Origin of the sequence: Streptomyces araujoniae (assembly GCF_050871195.1) — a bacterium.
Lineage (GTDB): Bacteria > Actinomycetota > Actinomycetes > Streptomycetales > Streptomycetaceae > Streptomyces > Streptomyces bacillaris.
Genome location: NZ_CP194070.1, coordinates 6,228,145 through 6,244,536 on the forward strand (window position 1 = coordinate 6,228,145; position 16,392 = coordinate 6,244,536).

A 16,392-nucleotide genomic window follows, 5' to 3' on the forward strand; every position below is an offset into this window, starting at 1 on the left:
CGTATCCTGCTCCGTGCATTTCCGGTTCTCCGTCATCGGGCATCGGAGCAATTCGAGTGTAAGGGCCTGACTTGCCTCGGTTCAATGCGAGATATTGAACTCAGTGCAATGCTGTGCTTCGATGCTGATGACGGTGCGAGCGATACGTGAATGCGATACGTCATGCGCGATACGTGAACGCGATGCGCATCACGTGGTGCGCGACGCGTGGTGCGCGATACGTGATGCGCACGGAGTGCGGGAGGTGGGGTCCGTGAAGGACTACCGGAGCGTTGCCGACACGGTGGCCGCCGAGATCGGGGCCGGACGGCTCAAGGCGGGTGAACGGCTGCCCACCCAGAGGGAATTCGCCCGGCAGTACGGCATCGCCAATTCCACGGCCACCCGCGTCTACCAGGAACTGGCGCGCCGGGGGCTCACCGAGGGGCACGTGGGCCGTGGCACGTTCGTGCGCGACACCTCCGGCACGGCGGCGCCGCCCGCCCCCGCGCTCTCCGAACCCGCCGGGAGCAGGATCGACCTGGAGCTGAACTACCCCGTGGTGCCCGAGCAGGCCGAACTGCTGGCCGCCGGGCTGGGCGGGCTGCTGCGGCCCGAGCGGCTGGAGCCGGTGCTGCGCCCGGTCGGTGCGGCCGGCACCCCGGCCGCCCGGGCCGCGGCGGCGGACCTGCTGGCGCGGGGTGGCTGGCGCCCCGATCCGGCGCGGGTGCTGTTCGCGGGGAGCGGGCGTCAGGCGATCTCGGCGGTGGTGGCCGCGCTGACCCGGCCGGGCGCGCGGCTGGGCGTCGAGGAGTTGACGTACCCCGTCCTCAAGGCGATCGCCACCCGGCTCGGTGTCACCCTCGTGCCGCTCGCGACGGACGGGGCCGGGCTCATCCCGGAGGCGGTGGAGGAGGCGCACCGGGCCGGGCCGCTGCACGCCGTCTACGTACAGCCCGTCCTGCACAATCCGCTGTCGCTGACCATGCCCGCGGAGCGGCTGGACCGTCTGGCCGATGTGCTGCTGAGGTGCAGGATCCATGCGATCGAGGACGCGGTGTGGGCCTTCCTCCGGGACGATCTGCCGCCCCTGGCCTCTCGTGCGCCCGAGCGGACGGTGCTGGTCGACAGTCTCTCGAAGCGGCTGGCGCCGGGGCTGTCCCTCGGGTTCGCGGTGGCGCCCGCCGCCGCGTCGGGTGCGGTCGCGGCCGCTCTGCGCTCAGGGGGCTGGACGCCCATGGGGTTTCCCCTGGAGGCGATGGCCCAGTGGCAGGCGGTCGGGGCCGTGGAGACGCTCGTACGGGCCAAGCAGCGGCAGGCCGTGGAGCGGCAGGAGGTGGCGGAGCGCCACCTCGGGGACTTCGTGACCCGCAGCGCGCCGGGGTCGTACTACCGGTGGTGGGAACTGCCGAAGCCGTGGCGGGCCGACACGTTCGTCGCCGCCGCGGCGCGGCACGGTATCGCGGTGACCCCGGCGGCCGCCTTCGCCGTGGGCCGCCACCGGGGTCCGCACGCGATCCGTCTCGGTCTCGCCTCACCGTCGGCGCAGACCCTGTCCCGGGCTCTCGCGACCCTGGCGGACCTCGCGAGGTCGGCTCCGGAGGATCTCGCCCAGGACTGAGGCGGTGTTCCCGGCAGGCGTCCCCGGGCGCACCACCACCGCCAGGCGTCTCAGGATATGAGATTTTTCTCCGTCAATTTCCGGAGAAAAAAGTCCAGATCGGGAATGACGTACTTTGTGCCGTGCGTGCATCAACCCCAGGCGGAGTCTTTTCGTGCCCGTTCCGCGCGGTCGGTGCGCTGTGGAAAGCAAGTATGCGCAGCGTTGACGGTCCGATACATACCATCACCTTATCGATGTGATTGTTTCCATGTTTCACTGCGGGGGTTTCCCGTTTGTGAAATTTCCCGGGCGAGTCCCTGTGAATCGGCTCGGGGGATGGGTCACAACTGCTTTGTCCGGGCGCATTGTTTGCGTCACGGCCATCCTTTCGCATATTCCGGCGACGATGCGAGCCTGCCTGTCGTCCTGACCACGAAATGCGGCAACCCGAAGGATGGGCAGATGACTCCAGAACCTGACATAACGCCACTAACCGAGGTGCGCCTGTGCGAGGAGGGGCTGCGGCGCTACCGCGAGGCGCTGGAGGCCGGGACGGTATCCGGTGAGGTGCCCGGATGCCTCGTACGCTCCGGACTCCTCAAACGGCTGCCCGGCGGGCCGGGTGTTGTGTACGTTCCCGTTCCCCCGGCAATCGCCGAATCGCTGCTCGCCCGTCATGTCGAGCGTGACATCGAAGAGCGGCGGAAATCCCTGGAAGCCCTGCATTCCTCATTTCTCGCGGCGGAGGCCGTCTATCGAAAGGTCCAGCGCCGGGGTGAACTGCCCATCGAGTCGCTGCGCGGCGAAGAGGTGATCGGGGAGGCGTTGCGGAAGGCCGTCGCCTCCTGCCGGGAAGAGCTGCTGACCGCACAGCCCGGCGGCGGCCGCCCGCCCGCCCTGCTCGCCGAGGCCCTGCCCCGTGATCTCGCCCTGCTGCGGAAGGGTGTACGGCAGCGCACGCTCTACCAGCACAGCGTCCGGTCGCACACGCCCACCCTCGCCTACATCGAGCAGGTTCTCGCCGAGGGCGCCCGGGTCCGTACCGTGGACGAGATCTTCGAACGCGTCATCATCTGCGACCGTACGATCGCCTTCATCCCGGGAACCGAGGAGCGCAAGAGTGCCGCCCTGGCCGTCCGGCACTCAGGGGTGATCGAGTTCCTCGCCAAGATGTTCGACCACGCGTGGGAGCGCGGCGAGCCCGTCGCCATCACCGCCGAACGCCACCGCCCCGACCTTCTCACCAGTTCCGTGCGCCGGACCGTCCTCCGCATGGTCGTCTCCGGTCACACCGACGAATCCATCGCGACCCGGCTCGGCATGAGCGCGCGGACCGTCTCCACCCACATCCGCAAGGTCTCCGAAGCGCTGGGCAGCCGCAGCAGGGCCGAGCTGGGCTACCTCCTCTCCCAGCGGCGGCTGCTCGACGAGGGCGGCGGTCTTCCCGACGGGACTCCCCGCTCCCCGGCCCGTCAACGTCGGCCGCCCGCACGGGAGTCGTGCGGCTGAGGCCAGGTCTGAGTGGACGACGGGGGCGCCCGTGGCGACGTACGCCTGTGACCGCCACGGGGGCGGCGTCACGACGACGGGATCGCGGTCACTGCGGTGGCCCCTGCGGCGAAGGGTTCCCACGGGAGTAGGCGTGGTACGCGGCTTCCAGAGCCCGGGGCAGCAGGCTGGTCAGCCCCTCGGGAGCCTGGAGTGGGAAGAAGGGGCTGATCCTGAGGTCTGCCAGGTGCGGCATGGCCTGCTCCGGTGCCGGTGCGTGGGCCAGAGGGGAGTTGGGCCGTGTGGCCCTTCCGTCCTGCGGATCCCACCCGACGATCACGGTCGTTCCCGGTTCGCGTGCCGCGTCCAGCCGTGCCAGTTGGTGCCGCAGTTCCGGTACGAGCGGAGCCCAGCGGTCCACCAGAAGGAGCAGCGGCCCAGGAGAGGGGTGACCGTCGTCGACGCGTCGCACTTCCTCCGCGAGCGTGGAGACGTCCACCTGGTTGTTCAGCCGGAAGGCCAGATCGATCACGGCGTCGGCCAGCGGGCGTGATGAGGCGGGGCTGTACGGGTTCCACTCCTCCGGGGTGTCGCCGTAGTGGGAAGGGTCGGGCCCGTCGGGCAGGTTGTGCCTGGTGGGAGCTGCCACGGCGACCCTGAGGGTGTCCGGCTGATGCAGGGGAGAGTGGAAGGCGCTGGGAACGGTCCGGTAGTCGATCACGGGCCCGTCCCCGGGGGAGGTGCCCGCCGCGACGATGATCCGCTTGGCCAGTTCGTACACCGCGCGTTCGTACTGCTCGGCGAAGCGCCGGAGTTTGATGAGCCCATACAGCCCGTCCGTGGCGTACTGCTCTCCGAAGTCGCGATCGGAGTACGGCAATCGGGACGCCACGTCCGGCAGCTGCCCGGCCGGTACCGGGACCCAGAGCGCGGGCACGATCGGCGCGGTCGCAGGTGCTGCGCCGGGGTAGGGCCGACGCTTGGCCCTGGCCTCGAAGGCGTACCACTCCCTGCCGCAGGTCTCGCTGGCGAAGTAGCGCGGAGAGTACAGAGGAACGAACACCCGGCAGCGGGACAGCACGTCGCTGAGCCGCTCCGACCAGTTCTCACCACTGCGTATCTCCCGGTCCATGAACCCGGCCGGCACCCCTGTCGGCACGTTGCTCATCGCCAGCACGTGGCTGCACAGGTCGCGGAAGAGCCGCTCCACCCAGAGGTCCGCGTCCTGCCCGTCCCGGCCGTGCCGTGGGGTGCGGGCGTAGCTCAGGAAGAAGTACGGCCGCTCCCTCTCCGCGGAGGGCCGGGGGCGGGCCGGACGCGCTGACGACCGCTCGACGGCCGGGCGGAGGGCGACGGTGCGCCCGCCCGGTCCCGCCTCCACCGGCTCGGGCAGGGCATCGCGTGATATCGCGGCGATGGGGGCGGTGCCGGGAGAGATCTCCGTACCGCCCGCCGGGTCCGCGACGAGTGCGGGGAAGCGACCGCGGGCAGCGGCGTTCGAGGAGAGGAAGGCGTCGACCGCGTCCTGTACGCGGGCCGCGTCACGTACACCCAGCCGTGGGGCGAGCCTTTCGCGCACGCCGGTCTCGAAACGCAGCAGCGGGGACGAGAGGCCGGGTTCGGGTGATGTCTGCAGGGAGACGAGACCGCCCACGACGAATTCCGCCACGTCGGCCGCATCGGCCTCCGGGACCAGTTCCTGGCGAATGACGTTGAGAAGCGCCGCGGGCAGGGCCGGATAGGAGGAGGCGAGCACCCCCAGCCGTATCGCCTTGGTTGACGCCCGGTGCAGGAACACCTCCACCGCGTTCGCGGCCGGCTGCGCGGCAACTGCCGTACGAGGTGATGACCCTCCGGTCAGGAGTACCGCCTCGCAACCCTCCGGGGCGGCGCGCATCAGCGTACGTGCCCACAGCCCGAGGGAGCGCGGCGAGAGCGAGGCTACGGGCACCGGCACCCAGGGGCCGACACCCGTTCCGGTCGAGGCTTCGTCGTCGAGCAGCGGCGGGACGGCGTACCGCAGCTCGGTATTGCGCGGGCCCGGCGTTCTCGGGGGCGTGACCCTGACGGCCGGCAGGTCTAGGCCGGAGTAGCGCCAGATCCTGGGCGGCAGCGGATTCACCAGGAGGGTGGGGGACCAGGACGCCCACCCGTGCAGAAGAGGCTCCCATCGCCGGTCGCCGGCACAGTCGGAGAAGACCAGGACGAGCCGCCGCGGCTGTGGCGAGCCTGCGGGAACCGTGGGGGGCTGATCCGCGCCGGTGGTGGGCGCGGGTCTGCCGGAGGCGATCCCTCCGACGCGGACCGTGCGGAACGCACCGGTTCTGGCCAGAACCCTCACCAGTTCCTCGGCGGTGTCCGACCAAACGGACATGGTCGGTGACCGGTCGATGAACACCCTGAGGTCGAACCACCGTTCGGGCGCGGGCCGGAAGACGGGCAGCAGTTCTTCCGTACGGGCGTAGGCCGACACCGTGGCATCGATGTTCAGCCGCAGCCGTCGGCCGCTCCGCCATGAGCGGCGCAGTGGTCTGAGCGAACGCGCGATCTCCCGGGCGCGCGGAAGCGCGGAACCTCGCGGCAGAGCGACCTTCCTGCCGCGCAATCCGTCACCGACGGACGGATCGGCCGTACGGCTTCCGGGCGAGGGCGCCCACACTCCGACCTTCTCGCGCGGATCGACCCTCCCGTGCCCGGCTTGCGGCCCTCCGGCCTGCCCGCCCGGTGAGCGGACCGGTCGCTGGTGGCGGGCCGCGAGCCAGAGCACCTCACTGATCGCCACGGCGTCCAGTTTCCGGCCTAGACCCTGCAGTGCCGCGACGACGGCCAGCAGCGGATCGTCGGGACGGCGGGCAGAACCCTCCTCGGTGTCCGGCGGAGGGGAGGAGGACGGCTCAGGGGCCGGAGCACCGGGGTCAGGCACCGGAGAGGTCCCTCATGAGGAGGCTGACGACCCGTTCGCGCTCGGCGCTCTCCGACCCGTTCGGGCCGCTCAGCAGATGCAGGGTCGCAAGCAGCTGGTCGATCGCCAGGCTCTCGCCTCCCGCGAGCCGCTGGACGAACTGCTGGACCAGCTCGGCGGCGGGTCCGGACTCTCCCACGTCCAGGTCCAGGTGGCGACGAACGACGTTGCGGACCAGCCCGGCGGTCGGAAGAGGCATGGAGTAGCGGACGCACCGGCGCAGGAAGGGGGCGGGCAGCTCCTGTTCACCGTTGCTGGTCATCAGGATGAACGGGAACTCGGTGCACTGCACGTGCCCGTTCTCGACAAGCCGCCGGTCCTCGCTCTCCCAGGTACGGACCCACGCCGACCGCTGCTCCTCCCGTAACAGCTCGGCGATGCGGAACTCCCCGCGCTCCAGTACGTCCAGGAGGTCGCCCGGCAGGTCCAGGTCGGCCTTGTCGATCTCATCGATCAGCAGGGCGCGCGGACGCGACGACGGGAGCAGGGCGGTACCCAGGGGGCCCAGGGTCAGGAAGGACGCGATGTCGTCCGTCCCCGCCTCGCCGCCGACCCGGGCCGTCTCCTGCTGGAGCCGGTGGGCGTGGATGCGGCCGAGGACGTCGTAGCGGTACAGGGCGTCACCGAGGGTGCTGCGTGAAGTGACGTGCCAGCGCAGCACCGGGCCCAGCGCCAGTTCGGTCGCCACCTGCTCGATCACCGTGGACTTGCCGGTGCCCGGGCCCCCGGTGATCAGCAGGGGCCGACGGAGCGCGAGTGCGGCGTTCACCGCCTCGGTCAGCCCCGCCGGCGGTTCGAAGACCTCGGCCGCCGAACGGACCGGAAAGGTCCGCCAGGGCGGAGGTTCGGGCAGAGCCGCATCGGCCCGGACGGTCCCGTCGCCGCGATAACTGGTGTTCCAGGTCAAGGTGACCCCTCGCTTCTGACAGGTGGGACGGGCAGGGAGGGTGAGGCAGGTGGGGCAGGCCGGGCGGAGGAGGGCGGTGTCCGGAACAACCGGCAGAAGCGCAGCCATTCCTCGTCGTCCCAGACCGCCCGGAGATCCGCGAGGTCCGCGCCGGCGCCGCCTTGCCAGCGCTTCCGATAGGCATCGACGAGAGCACCGGGCATGGCCCACCAGCTGTCGTCGAGGAAGGCGTGCCGCTCGGCGGGGAATCCGGCCGGGGCGTGCGGCTGGGGCCAGAGCAGAACCGGTGTGTAGGCGAGAAGGGTGTCCAGGAGGCGGGCGTCCGTGCCCGGATGGTGCAGCAGCCCGATCCCGCGTGCGTAGCTGCCGTTGCGCAGCCGCCCCCGCAGCGCTTGCGGATCGGCGACATCGCCCGGCCCGAGCCAGTCCACGGGAGTCTCCCCGGTCTCCCCGGACAGAGACTCCCAGCGCGCGGCGACCATGGCCTCGATGCTGCGCACCGAGGCGTCGGGCGCCAGCCGGCTGCTCCAGTGCAGTCGCACGTCGTACCGGACGCCCAGGAGCATGGCGGCGCCTGCCTCCTCCGGGTGCCAGTCCAGCAGCAGTTTGCCGGGAGCGGCGACATCGACCCGTGTGAGGGGGAGCGCGAGCGTTCCGGCGTGGTCCTCGGCCCACAGGACAGCGTCCTCGATCGCCGCCTCGGTGCCCCGCCGGTCGGCCGGGTCGCTGAGGAACTCCTGGTGGTGGATCACCGAACCGTCCAGGAGGAGCCAGCCGTCCACCGTCTCCGGCCAGTCGCCGGTGAGGGAGGCGTGGAGACCGATGACGAGGGTGAGACGGCTCCGGCTGGCACGGCGGGCCGTTGCCTCGACGGCGTCGTTGACCTCGACGAGCGCCTGGATCCGTACGGCCCAGGAACGCAGTGCGGGGTCGTCGGAGGACTTGCCGCAGATCTGGGCCAGCAGTGCCACGAACTGTGCGAGCCCCCGCCGTCCGTCGCTCTCGCTGACCGGGTGGTTGAACGTCAGCTCGTCGACGATGGCCACATCGGTGGGAGCACAGGCTCCGGGAGGCCTGCCGACCGCGGCGGACAGGGTGTGGTGGGCCTGCCGCAGCCGCGCGGTGGTCAGTCCGGTGCCGATCCACTCACGGATGAAGGCCACCGTCGTCACCGCGGTGATGAGTCCGTCCACCGCCCGTAGCGCCCGCTCTCGCGCCGGACCGGGAGGGTGCCGCAGCACCGCGGTCCGGCAGTGCAGAGCCTCCCCCAGGTCAGGGGCCCCGTCCGGCACGGGGGCGGCCGGATCCAGCGCGGTCAGCGCCCTGGTCAGCTCCTCGGTCGCCAGCGTGCCGCTGAGGCTCCCACCCCGCGCCTTCACGACAGCGGCGTTACGTGCCACCCAGAGAGGTCCGTCTGCCAGGCCGTCCCCGTCGTACTCGAAGCAGGTGACGTTCTGCCCGACCACCACCGCCCGCAGGGCGTCGCGGACGTCGGTGGTGCTCAGGTGCGTGGCCGTGCAAGGCAGCCCCGCACGGACCAGGGCGGCCAGCTGCCGGGAGAAGACCAGGTCTCTGGCCGTCTGGCCCACCGAGGAGGCCATGAGCAGACTCAGCCGCGTCCGGCCGCTGCGCGCACCTCCCGTAAGGGCGTCCATCGCGGGAGGAGCACCCCCGGCGTGGCAGGTGTCGATGATCCCGATCACACCGTCCACGCCGGGGTGGTCCGCGGCCCTCGCCAGCATTTCGCCTACGTTGACCGCCCCGTGGCGAAGGTCCTCGCCGGACTCCGCGCACATGAGGTGGAGTTCACTGGTGCGGCCCGGTGCGAAGCCGTGACCGAGGAATCCCAGCACGAGCGTGGCTCCGTGCTCGGCCGCGTGGCCGATCGCCTCCTCCAGCCGGTCCACCACGGACCGGCTCTCCAGGCCGTGTCCCATGATGAGCGCGCCGCCGTCGGACATGCCGGGCTCGCAGGAACCGAGCGCGGGGTCGGTGAGTACGGCGTAGAGGTCGGTGGCCGCCTCCTCGAGGCGCTCCAGATGCTCCATGGACGCGCAATGGGGTGCGACGACCACGACGTGCCGACGGCCGCCGGGGCCGCTGCTCATCCGGCGGGGGCCGAGGGGGTGCTGCCGGGAACGACCTCGGGGGCGACGTGCGGCGTACGGTCCAGTTCCTCGGCCACCCGTCCGGCCACGGCGGGCTGCGCGAGGTACTTCTCGGCCGAGTGGACCCAGGTGCCGTCCGAGTCGATGCGCAGACTGGCGGGGAGCACCCCCGAGCCGTTCGGCCGCATGTCCCGCTCCAGGTGGGGCCGGACCGCCAGGATGTCGTCACGGTCCCAGAAGTTCAGCCACTTCTCCACGTGGGCCGGAACGGCGGGCGGCTGGGGGGCCAGCCGTGGCCAGATCACCGTGCGCATGGGCAGGGGCGAGCCCAGAGTCACGAACAGCGGTGTCCGCGTGGCGACTTCGTGCAGGGCCTCCAAGGCCACGACGGTGCCCAGGGAGTGCGCGACGACCACGCTCGGCCCGTCCGAGACGGCCGCGAGCACCCGGTCGCGGACGCGGTAGTCGAGGGTCCTCCCCGACGCGTCGTGCTCACCACGGGCCAGATAGCGGGCCACTTGGGTCAGATGCCCCACCATCACCTTGGGGGTGATCCACTGCGCTGTCCGTCCCCATGGCCGGAGTCCCAGCAGTGTCGTGGTCACGTTGAGGGCGCGCCGTACGACCTGGAGGGAACCCTGCTGCTGGGTTCCGGGCTCCGCCTCCGCACGGGCATGTTCCAGCAGACGCTGCTCACGCGGACACTCCGCTTCGTAACTCAGCGCCTCCACCCAGTCGATGAGGAGATCCGAGAGAGCAGAGGCGGCCTCCTCGTCGTCCCCGAGGACGGCAGGAGCTTCCGCGCCCTGCTTCTGACCGCCCGTGAAGAGGTCTGCATAGGAGGCGAACACGCACTCCACCGAGGTGTCGGAGAGCAGGCGGTCGGCCGAGGCCGAGTGCCCGCTCAGCCGCATTCCGCGCGCCAACGCCGCCTTCCAGGCGTCGAGTTCACGTTCCGGGTCGCGCGGGCCTCCGATCCCGTGCACGAAGACGAGCCGCGGGCCCACCGGATCACCACTCCCCGTCGGATGCGCCATGCCTGCAGGCTAGCAACGGCCGGGCGGCCCTGTGAGGGAAAGGGCGGCGGTCGTGACCCCGTTCGGTGAAAGTCCGGATGGGCGCCTTCTCAAGGAGTGTGCTGTGTGAAATTGTACTGTCGTACCTCACCTTGCGTGTCCATGCCAAATTGACGCGTGAGGTGCCGCTCCGCCATCCCCACCACCCTCATCCCCCACACCCGTCCCGGGTGAGCCTGAAGAGGAGGCAGCTGGTGAGACCAGCATCGATGCGCAGACGCGCCGTGGCCCTGGCCGCGTTGGCGCTCTGCATGTGCCTGGGTACGACCTCGTTCGGCGCCCCGTCGTTCGCTTCCACCGCACAGCGCCCGGCCGTCGCCGGTGTCGCGGCCCCGGATCCGGCGGACGGCGGTGGCGGTACGGAGATTCCGCCCGCCGCCTCCCTCCTGCCGGACGGGGCGCCCGAGCCCGACCACGTACGCGCCTCGGCGCTGCCCGTCGACGAACGGGGACCGGCCCCGGCGTCCGACGCGGCGCTCAGGCGGGACTACGACGAGCCCCGCGAAGGCGCCACCACCGCTGCCGCCGCCTGCGATCCGGCGGACTTCACCTCGCGTACCGGCAGTGCCCTCGTCCAGCGGATCAAGGACTCCACCACGCAGTGCCTCAACACGCTGTTCGGCCTCACCGGCGAGAACGCGCGCCTGGCGTTCCGGGAAGCGCAGATGGTGACGGTCGCGAACGCGCTGCGCGAGGCCTCGGCCACCTACCCGGGCAACGGGTCCACCGGCGTGACCCAGCTGGTGCTGTACCTGCGCGCCGGGTACTACGTGCAGTGGTACAACGAGTCGGCCGTCGGGTCCTACGGGCCGGTGCTCACCACCGCGATACGGGGCGGGCTCGACGCCTTCTTCGCCTCGCCGCGCTCCCGTGACGTCACCGACGCCAACGGCGAGACGCTCTCCGAAGCGGTCGTGCTCATCGACAGCGCCCAGGAGAACGCCCGCTACCTCGACGTGGTGAAGCGCCTGCTCACCGCCCACGACTCCTCGTACAACGAGCTGTGGAACATGCGGGCCGCCGTGAACAGCACCTTCACCGTGCTCTTCCGGGGGCACCAACTCCCGGCGTTCGTCCAGGCGGTGACAGCGGACCGGTCCACCGCCGACACGCTCCACTCCTTCGCCGACCGCAACCTCGGGCTGCTCGGCACCGACCACGCCTTCCTCGTCACCCACGCGGGCCGCGAACTCGCCCGCCTCCTCGCCTACGAGACGCTGCGCCCCACGGTCCGGCCGCAGGTCAAGGGGCTCCTCGGCCGGACCTCCATCACCGGTGCGACCGCGCCGCTGTGGGTGGGACTGGCCGAGTCCGCCAACCACTACGACTCCGCCGACTGCGCCTACTTCGCCACCTGCGACCTGGCCGACCGCCTCGACCGGGCGGCCCTGCCGGTCCGCCACGAGTGCGGTGAGAGCCTGCGCATCCGCGCCCAGGAGATGTCCGCCGCCCAACTCGCCGCCACCTGCGCCGACCTGACGCGGCAGGACGCGTTCTTCCACGAACTCGCCCGGGACGAAGGGCCGGTGGCCGGTGATCTCAACACCCGGCTCGAAGTCGTCGTCTACAACTCCAGTGACGACTACGGGACATACGCGGGCGCCATGTTCGGCATCGACACGAACAACGGCGGCATGTACCTGGAGGGCGACCCGTCCGCCGTGGGCAACCAGCCGCGCTTCATCGCCTACGAAGCCGAGTGGCTGCGGCCGGACTTCCAGATCTGGAACCTCAACCACGAGTACACCCACTACCTCGACGGCCGCTTCACCATGGCCGGTGACTTCGCGGACGGCATGACCACACCGACCGTCTGGTGGGTCGAGGGCTTCGCGGAGTACGTCTCCTACTCCTACCGCGGTCTTGCCTACGACGCGGCCATCACCGAGGCGGGCAAGCGCACGTACGCCCTGAGCACGCTCTTCGACACCACCTACGACAACAGCGACAGCGCCCGGATCTACCGCTGGGGCTACCTCGCGGTCCGCTACATGCTCCAGTCCCACCGGGCGGACCTGGACACCGTCCTGCGGCACTACCGCGCCGGCGACTGGAACGCGGCCCGCACCCATCTGAAATCCACCATCGGCACCCGCTACGACGCCGACTGGAACACCTGGCTCACCGCCTGCGCGGCGGGCGACTGCGGTGAGATCGCGGATCCGACCGATCCCACCGACCCCACCGATCCGCCGGGGCTGCCCGAGTGCACCCACCCCGAGCGGACCCGGCTGGACCGCGACTGCGCGCGCTCCGGCATCTCGGTCCGGGCCGGTGACTACGCCTACCTGACCGTGTATGTCCCCGCGGGGACGGCGAAGTTGCGCATCAGGACCCAGGGCGGGACGGGGGACGCCGACCTGTACCACCGGGCCGGTTCCTGGCCGACGAAAACCGACTTCACCCACCGCTCGGCCACACCGGGCAACGCCGAGACGGTGACGGTGAACAGCCCTGCCTCCGGCTGGCACTACCTCTCCGTCGCCGCCGAACAGGCGGTGTCGGGGCTCGTGGTCTCCGCCGAGTTCTGAGCCCGGATGCGCGATCGGTCCGTTCCCGCCCGGTCTTCGGCCGGGAACGGACCGAACCGGCCGGAAGCGGATCGGCCGGCCGGGAGCGGGTCTTGGCAGGCATTGCGTCATGTGACATGTTACCGGCGTGCTCAAGGGAGAGTCCGTGGATCTCGTCGTGATCGGCGCCGGAACCGTCGGTGCCGCCTGTGCCTACTACGCCGCCCGGGCCGGACTGTCGGTGGCCGTCGTCGACCGGGGGCCGGTCGCCGGTGGCACCAGCGGCTCGGGGGAGGGAAACCTCCTCGTCTCGGACAAGGAGCCCGGCCCGGAGCTGGAGTTGGCCCGGATGTCGCTCGCGCTCTGGGACGAGCTGGCCCATGTGCTGCCCCAGGACATCGAGTTCGAGGCCAAGGGCGGGATCGTCGTGGCGGAGGACGGAGAACAGCTCTCTCTGTTACGGGGGTTCGCCGCGGCCCAGGGACGGTCCGGCGTCGCCGTGGAGGAGCTGGATGCCGGCGGTCTCCTTGAACGGGAGCCCCACCTCGCGCCCGGGCTCGCCGGAGGGTTCCACTATCCCGAGGACGCCCAGGTGCAGCCGGCCCGGGCAGCCGCCCGGCTGCTGGAGTGCGCGGGGCGAGCGGGGGCGCGGATCTTCCTGGGGGAGGAGGTCACGGCCGTGTCGACGACCCCGGACGGCCGGGTGAGCGCCGTACGGACCCCGCGCCGCCGACTGCTCACCGGGGCCGTCGTGAACGCGGCGGGCACCTGGGCGGACCGGGTGGCGGAGCTGGCGGGTTCGTATCTCCCCGTCCAGCCGCGCCGGGGCTTCGTCCTCGTCACCGAACCCCTGCCCCCGCTCGTCCGCCACAAGGTGTACGCGGCGGGATACGTCGCCGATGTGGCCAGCGGGGACGCCGAGTTGCAGACCTCACCCGTCGTGGAGGGCACGCCCGCCGGGCCCGTACTCATCGGGGCCAGCCGGGAACGGGTGGGGTTCGACCGCCGTCTCTCGGCCGAGGCCGTCCACCGGCTGGCCGCCGCCGCGACCGCCCTCTTCCCGGTCCTCGCGCAGGTGCGCGTCCTCCGCGTCTACTGCGGCTTCCGCCCGTATCTGCCCGACCATCTGCCGGCCATCGGACCCGACCCGTACGTGCCCGGCCTCTACCACGCCTGCGGCCACGAAGGCGCCGGGATCGGCCTCGCCCCGGCGACCGGGCTGGTCATCGCCCGGCAACTGGCGGGCGAGGCACCGGGGTTGGATGCCACGCCCTTCGATCCGGGGCGGCTGGTCGAGTCCGCCGCCGATCCGCTGCCGACGTGAGCGCGAGCCCGAGCGTGAGATCAGAGAGGGAGGAGTGGTCCATGCCCAACCGGTCCGAGCCATCCGTCGGTACGGAGGGTGCGAAAGGCGCGAAGGACGTGGAGGGTACGGAGGCCGAGGCGGAGGGGGAGACGGACGTTGTCCGCTTCACCTTCGACGGCCGCGCTCTCGCCGCCCGCCGGGGGCAGAGCATCGCGGGCGCCCTCTGGGGTCACGGCATCGTCGCCTGGCGCACGACACGCGACGGAGGCCGCCCACGCGGGGCGTTCTGCGGGATGGGCGTCTGCTTCGACTGTCTCGTCCTCGTCAACGGTGTACCCGGCCGACGCGCTTGTCTCGTCAGGGTGTCGGAAGGCGATGCGGTCGCCTCGCAGGAAGGGCACGGGCATGGTGCGCTCGACAGCTGACGGGGGGCGGGGGAGCGGCGGGGCTGCCTCCGGCCGTACGGAGGGCGGCGACCGCCGCGCGGTCGACGGCTTCGACCTGGCGGTCGTCGGCGCCGGGCCCGCGGGGCTGGCCGCCGCCGTCACCGCGGCCGACGGGGGCCTGCGGGTGGTGGTGATCGACGCGTCGGAACGGCCGGGCGGCCAGTACTTCCGCCAGGCCGCCTCCGGCCCGGGACCCGCTGGTGGCCCGGAACCCGCTGGTGGCCCGGGACCCGCTGGTGGCCCGGGACCCGCTCGCGCCTCCGGCCGCGCCTCAGCCCGGGGCCCTGTCTCCGGCCCTGCTCCTGCCCTCGGCCGCACCCCTGCCCTCGCTCCTGCCTCCGGCCTCGTCTCCGGCTCTGCACCCCGCCTCGCCTTGGCCCGGGGCGGCAAGCCGGTCCACGGCAAGCGGGCCGCCTTCGCCGCCCTGTCCGCCCGTTTCGCGGCGCACCTGAGGGACGGGAGGATCACCCACCTGCCACGACGCCATGTCTGGACGGTCGACGGGGGCGACCCGACGGCGGGCGGGGACGGGGGCCGGCACCAGGATCGCGGCCGGGACCGGGACCGGGACCGAGGCCGCTGGACACTCCGCCATGTCGCGGTCGACGGGATGCCGGCCGGGCCCGTACCGGCCGCCGATGCACCGGCCTCCGCTCCGCCCGGCACCAGCACACCCGCGCTCGGCACACCCACCTCCGACGCAACCGCCTACGACGCACCCACCTCCGGCACACCCACCCCCGGCATCCACGTCACCACGGCCCGCTTCCTCCTCCTGGCGACCGGCGCCTACGAACGCCAACTCCCCTTCCCCGGATGGACCCTGCCCGGTGTGGTCGCCGCCGGTGGGGCCCAGGCCGTGCTCAAGGACTCCCGTGCCCTGCCCGGGCGGCGCATCGTGGTGGCCGGGAGCGGGCCGCTCCTGCTCGCCGTCGCCGTCTCCCTCGCGGAGGCGGGCGCCGAGATCCCCGTGCTGGCCGAGGCCGCCTCGTACGCCGCCTACGCCTCCCGCCCCGGCGCCCTCGCCCTCAACCCGGCGAAGGCGGTGGAGGGGGTCCGGCTCGCGGGGGAGCTGCTGCGGCACGGGATCCGGGTGCGTACCCGCAGCGCGGTCGTCCGGGCGCACGGTACGGACCGGGTCGAGGCGGTCACCCTCGCCGCGCTCGACCGGAAGTGGCGGCCGGTGGCCGGGACCGAGGTACGGATCGCCTGTGACGCGCTCGCCGTCGGCCACGGCCTCGTCCCTCAGCTCGAACTCGCCGTCACCTTGGGCTGCGCGCTCCGCACCGCACCGGACGGAACACCCGCCGTCGTCGTCGACGACCAACAGCGCACCGGCATCAGGGGGTTGTGGGCGGCAGGCGAATCCACCGGCATCGGCGGCGTCGAACTGGCCCTGGCGGAAGGGAGAGTGGCGGCTCTGAGCATGACGGCATCCCTCCACAGGTACGAGCACGAGCACGAGCACGGGCACGGGCACGGGCACGAGCCCGAGCCGCGACGAGAGCGCGGGCAGCGACACGAGCCCGAGCGGACACACGAGCCCGAGCAGCGAGACGAGCCCGAGCAGGCGCACGAGCGCGGCCGCCGGAGGGTGAGGGCGGCGACCGCCACCCGGCAACGCCGCTTCGCCGACCTCATGGCGAGCGTCCACCGCCCCGGCACCCACTGGACACGCTGGCTCACCGACGAGACCGAGGTCTGCCGTTGCGAGGAGGTCAGCGCCCACGAGCTGCGGCAGGCACGCGAGTTGGGCGCCCAGGACGTGCGGAGCGCCAAGCTGCTCACCCGGGCGGGCATGGGCTGGTGCCAGGGCCGTATGTGCGAGACGGCCGTCACCTGCCTCGCGGCGGGCGGCGACGGTTCGGCCCCGCTGGCTCCCGCCCGCCGCCCGCTCTCCTGCCCGGTCTCTCTCGGGGCCCTCGCCGAGTCCGCCCCTTCCACCGAGCCCGGGCCCTGCGCCTGACCCCATCGGACCCGACCGACCGACGACCGACCGACCGACGA

General features: G+C 71.9%; 10 protein-coding genes. 6 read left to right on the top strand and 4 right to left on the bottom strand.

Features of this window, described 5'->3' with window-relative positions:
* Positions 1 to 253 precede the first annotated feature (253 nt).
* Positions 254 to 1,600: an aminotransferase-like domain-containing protein gene (locus ACQ9ZG_RS26710; RefSeq protein ID WP_499281300.1), complete on the top strand. Its 1,347-nt coding sequence runs from the start codon at positions 254 to 256 to the stop codon at positions 1,598 to 1,600.
* Positions 1,601 to 2,044: 444 nt separating this feature from the next.
* Positions 2,045 to 3,091 (top strand): helix-turn-helix transcriptional regulator, encoded by a 1,047-nt coding sequence (locus ACQ9ZG_RS26715; protein ID WP_109916954.1) that lies wholly within the window; start codon positions 2,045 to 2,047, stop codon positions 3,089 to 3,091.
* Between the two features lie 88 nt (positions 3,092 to 3,179).
* Here ACQ9ZG_RS26715 and ACQ9ZG_RS26720 read toward each other — a convergent pair whose 3' ends face one another.
* The 4 genes from ACQ9ZG_RS26720 to ACQ9ZG_RS26735 all read right to left on the bottom strand — a co-directional run bounded on the left by ACQ9ZG_RS26720 (position 3,180) and on the right by ACQ9ZG_RS26735 (position 10,084).
* On the bottom strand, positions 3,180 to 5,852 hold the full coding sequence (locus tag ACQ9ZG_RS26720; RefSeq protein ID WP_146225827.1) for a TIR-like protein FxsC: 2,673 nt from the start codon (positions 5,850 to 5,852) through the stop codon (positions 3,180 to 3,182).
* A 133-nt stretch (positions 5,853 to 5,985) separates the two neighbouring features.
* Positions 5,986 to 6,939: an AAA family ATPase gene (locus ACQ9ZG_RS26725; protein WP_109916953.1), complete on the bottom strand. Its 954-nt coding sequence runs from the start codon at positions 6,937 to 6,939 to the stop codon at positions 5,986 to 5,988.
* Positions 6,936 to 8,987 (bottom strand): vWA-MoxR associated conflict system protein, encoded by a 2,052-nt coding sequence (locus ACQ9ZG_RS26730; protein ID WP_109916952.1) that lies wholly within the window; start codon positions 8,985 to 8,987, stop codon positions 6,936 to 6,938. Before ACQ9ZG_RS26730 ends, ACQ9ZG_RS26725 begins: the two co-directional genes overlap by 4 nt.
* Before the next feature lie 56 nt (positions 8,988 to 9,043).
* Entirely contained in the window at positions 9,044 to 10,084 is a 1,041-nt protein-coding gene (locus ACQ9ZG_RS26735; protein WP_109916951.1) for a hypothetical protein, read from the bottom strand.
* A gap of 248 nt (positions 10,085 to 10,332) precedes the next feature.
* On the opposite strand from ACQ9ZG_RS26735, the gene ACQ9ZG_RS26740 reads away from it, so the two are divergent.
* The 4 genes from ACQ9ZG_RS26740 to ACQ9ZG_RS26755 all read left to right on the top strand — a co-directional run bounded on the left by ACQ9ZG_RS26740 (position 10,333) and on the right by ACQ9ZG_RS26755 (position 16,351).
* Complete coding sequence (locus ACQ9ZG_RS26740; RefSeq protein ID WP_109916950.1) at positions 10,333 to 12,654, top strand: M9 family metallopeptidase; 2,322 nt, start codon at positions 10,333 to 10,335, stop codon at positions 12,652 to 12,654.
* 145 nt (positions 12,655 to 12,799) lie between these two features.
* Positions 12,800 to 13,957 (top strand): NAD(P)/FAD-dependent oxidoreductase, encoded by a 1,158-nt coding sequence (locus ACQ9ZG_RS26745; RefSeq protein WP_109916949.1) that lies wholly within the window; start codon positions 12,800 to 12,802, stop codon positions 13,955 to 13,957.
* 41 nt (positions 13,958 to 13,998) lie between these two features.
* On the top strand, positions 13,999 to 14,364 hold the full coding sequence (locus ACQ9ZG_RS26750) for a (2Fe-2S)-binding protein (protein ID WP_258312342.1): 366 nt from the start codon (positions 13,999 to 14,001) through the stop codon (positions 14,362 to 14,364).
* Positions 14,345 to 16,351, top strand: coding sequence for an FAD/NAD(P)-dependent oxidoreductase (locus ACQ9ZG_RS26755; protein WP_499281301.1), 2,007 nt, complete (start codon positions 14,345 to 14,347; stop codon positions 16,349 to 16,351). The genes ACQ9ZG_RS26750 and ACQ9ZG_RS26755 overlap by 20 nt, the downstream gene beginning before the upstream one ends.
* Positions 16,352 to 16,392: the final 41 nt, after the last annotated feature.

Bases quoted from the DNA above. Each gene is read 5' to 3' on its own strand.
- ACQ9ZG_RS26755 (WP_499281301.1), top strand. From the start codon at position 14,345: ATGGTGCGCTCGACAGCTGACGGGGGGCGGGGGAGCGGCGGGGCTGCC.
- ACQ9ZG_RS26730 (WP_109916952.1), bottom strand. From the start codon at position 8,987: ATGGAGCATCTGGAGCGCCTCGAGGAGGCGGCCACCGACCTCTACGCC.
- ACQ9ZG_RS26740 (WP_109916950.1), top strand. From the start codon at position 10,333: ATGCGCAGACGCGCCGTGGCCCTGGCCGCGTTGGCGCTCTGCATGTGC.
- ACQ9ZG_RS26750 (WP_258312342.1), top strand. From the start codon at position 13,999: ATGCCCAACCGGTCCGAGCCATCCGTCGGTACGGAGGGTGCGAAAGGC.
- ACQ9ZG_RS26735 (WP_109916951.1), bottom strand. From the start codon at position 10,084: ATGGCGCATCCGACGGGGAGTGGTGATCCGGTGGGCCCGCGGCTCGTC.
- ACQ9ZG_RS26715 (WP_109916954.1), top strand. From the start codon at position 2,045: ATGACTCCAGAACCTGACATAACGCCACTAACCGAGGTGCGCCTGTGC.